Raw genomic sequence first — 3,365 nt, 5'->3', positions numbered from 1 at the left:
GCCAGCATACCTACCATCATCTCAATGGAACGATCCACCATCAACCCCACAACCATGCCAGGGCAACAGCCCCTTTCTAAAAGAGAGCGGGACAACTGATTGCTTCGGGCATCCAAGGCCTCATAGCTCAACTCATGATCTTCGTATATCAGGGCAGTGCTAGCTGGTGTTTTTTGTACCTGTTCTTCAAAAAGTGCTATGAGTGTCTGATCCCTCGGATAATCTGCTGATGTGTCGTTGAACGTTTTATATAGTTGACGGTCATCAGGTGTAGTGATATCCATCTTGCTAATAGGTAAGTTAACATCTCTTTCGATATATGCCAGTATTAAGGAGAGATAGCCAACAAGACGCTCAATGCACTGTGCATCATACTTATTCACATTATAGTCAAACTTGATTAGCAACTCATCCCCGGGCTGTATGACAATAGTGAGATCATAACTCGTATGCTCAAAAACCTTAACTCCAGTCACCTCCATTTGTGAAGCCTGGAGAGATTCGTCTGACACATCTTCTATTTCATTCGATACAAGGTAATTTTCAAAAATTATTATATGATCGAGTAATGCCTTCCCTAAGCCACTCAGCTTTTGTACTTCAGACAATAAATGATAATGATATGGATTACTTTCGGCCGCATTTTCCTGTACCTGATGCAGTAGATGTGCTATGCTATCACCCTGCTGATAGGTAATGCGCACTGGTATTGTATTAATAAACAAACCTACCATGCGTTCTACACCTTTCAGTTGAGATGGTCGACCTGAAACCACTGAACCAAAGACAACATCGGTAACGTTATTGTACCTGGATAGAAGTATTCCCCATGCACTCTGCAACAGCGTGTATAACGTCACGCCAAGATCTCCGGAAATTGTCTTTAAATTTCTGGTTCTTTCTTTACTTAAAAGCAAGCTTGAACTAGCATATTTAAAGCCAGAAACATCAGTCTTATCCATTGAGATACTCGCCAAGTTCTCGTACCCGGATAAATATTTCCTCCAGTACTGTCTAGACATCTCCTTATCCTGCGCTTCCAACCATTTTATGTAAGTAGAGTAGGGCTCCACCACCGGTAAACGTACTTGCCGGCCTTCCAAATAACCTTCATATAAAATTCCAAACTCGTTAATGATGATACTGGTGCACCAACCGTCCATCAAAATGTGATGAAAGCTCCAAACAAAATCGTAATCTTCCTCTCCGGTTCGGTACACTTTGAGACGCATAAGTACATCCTTGCTCAGATTAAATTTATGCGCTCTATCTAGTTGTCGATATCTGTCTACTACAGTATCCCGATCACTCTCCAAAACTTCTTTTCGCACATCCTTATGGTAAAAGGCAGCCTTGCGTTCCTGTAAAACCACCTGAAGTGATCGATCGTATCCCTCATGCAAAAAAACTGTGCGTAGAATGTCATAGCGTTTCATCAAAGCCTTTAAACTGCGTTCTATACATCCAATATTTAGTTTGCCACGCAAGTGATAAGTGTACTGCAGAAAATAATGATCCGCATCTTCATCCAACAAAGCATGAAACAACATGCCTTCCTGCATAGGTGACAGCGGGTAAACATCCTGTATAGAGTTGGCTGATTTAATATTCATCGTTCATTAATTTATTTTTTAGCTCATCCAGTTGCCCTAAAGTCAAGCCTTTGTAAGAGAAATCTGAAGGGGTTAACTCTTGCGCTTCGCGATTAACACAATAATCAACCAGCTCTACGAGACTTTCCTGATATAAACTCATCAATGCGTTGACCACTTCTTCATTATATTGCTTGATATTATAAGTTACATTCATTCCCAATCTTCCTTCGGAGACCATTCCAACAAATTCTAATTCATATTCTCTGTAGTCGCCTCGCATAATCGCATCACCTGTGGGTTCAGAAGCTATCTCAAATGCTCTTTCCATCGTATCACTATCAAACTGTCCTAAATAATTAAAAATGACTTGAGAGTTGTTTACAGGCTTGATATCTGAAAACAAGTATCTTCCAATAAGATAGTCAATCCCATTATTCGGAATATTTCTTAAAGATTCTTTGACTGATTTTATTAATTCCGATAATTCTTCTCCAGATTCTTCCAACACTACAGGATACAGACTAGTGAACCAACCTATCGTTCGTCCAATATCTATATCTTCTATTATTTGCTCTCGCCCATGACCTTCCAGGTGGATTTGCAACGCACCACTCCCAAAATACTTATTCACACTCATTAGCAAACCTGCCAAAAGAATATCATTGATTTGAGTATTAAAGGCTTCATGAACTTCTCCCAGTAATTTATCAGTGGTTGATTTGCTAAGTCTAAAGCCAGCTCGGGATGTATCATGGGTAGTATTTTGATCTTCCGAATAGTTTTTCTTAAAGATCACTTGTTCTTTGTCTAATATTTTGTTCCAATATTCTATAGCTTCTTGATAAGATTTGCTGCTACGATAATCTAGTAGCTTACTTGACCACAATTGGAATGAATCCGTCTTCAGAGGTAACTGTAATTCCTCTCCGGATTTCTCTTGCGCATAAAGCATCTCCACATCATCAAAGAGTATTCTCCAGGAAATTCCGTCAATTACGAGGTGGTGAATTACAATCAATAATCGGGTGCCATCTTGCATATCAAACAAGCCAAGTTTCATCAGAGGGCCCATTTCCAAATCAATACTTGCTTGCAACTCATTGCATAATTTCAATAATTCTTCTTTTGAAGCCGGGTTTCCTCTTAAATCATTTACAACAAGGGACAACGGATAACTAAGGTCGTGATTTTGTTGTATCACCTTGCCTTCATCCCATCTGTATGTCATCCTAAGCGCGTCATGATGAGTATGTATATGAGTGAAAATTCTTCTGATTTGCTCCTCTGTTACTCTTTCTGGGAAGTTTAGCATCACTGACTGATTGAAATGGTGCTTTGATCTCATTGAACTGCTAAAAAACCACTGCTGAATACCCGTCAAAGGCACTTCTCCGGTTACCAGAGATTGATTTGCTATAGTTTTAATCTCCTCTAAATTAGGAGCCAGGGCTTCTATTGTCTTATAGGTGAAAATATCTCTCACAGACACATTGTATCCTTCAATCCTCATTTTAGAGCTTACTTGTATTGACTTAATAGAGTCACCACCAATTGAAAAGAAATTATCTGTAATTCCTATTTTTTCAATTCCAAGTACCTTAGACCAGATTTCACAAAGCAATTTCTCTTCTTTTGTTTCGGGTGCTACATATTCATCGTTTCCCTTAAATTCAGGTTCTGGTAGGGCTTTATGATCTACTTTAGCACTCGGTGTTAATGGAAAAGCTTCCAGGTGAACATAATAGCCCGGAAGCATGTACTCCGGAAGGT

2 protein-coding genes are annotated in these 3,365 nt (G+C 39.4%); both read right to left on the bottom strand.

Translation table 11 applies throughout. The annotated features are described in order from the left end of the window. The coding region (locus C900_RS27645; protein WP_040497712.1) for a condensation domain-containing protein at positions 1 to 1,613 on the bottom strand (1,613 nt) is incomplete at its 3' end. Continuing rightward, positions 1,603 to 3,365, bottom strand: a 1,763-nt coding sequence (locus tag C900_RS27640) for a condensation domain-containing protein (RefSeq protein ID WP_040497711.1), incomplete at its 5' end; no start/stop codon positions are given. The genes C900_RS27645 and C900_RS27640, both read right to left, overlap by 11 nt.

It is taken from the genome of Fulvivirga imtechensis AK7, assembly GCF_000331535.1.
In the GTDB taxonomy this organism is placed as follows: Bacteria; Bacteroidota; Bacteroidia; order Cytophagales; family Cyclobacteriaceae; genus Fulvivirga; species Fulvivirga imtechensis.
The sequence above is the reverse complement of the archived record's forward strand: the minus strand, read 5'-3'. Positions and strand labels throughout refer to the sequence as shown.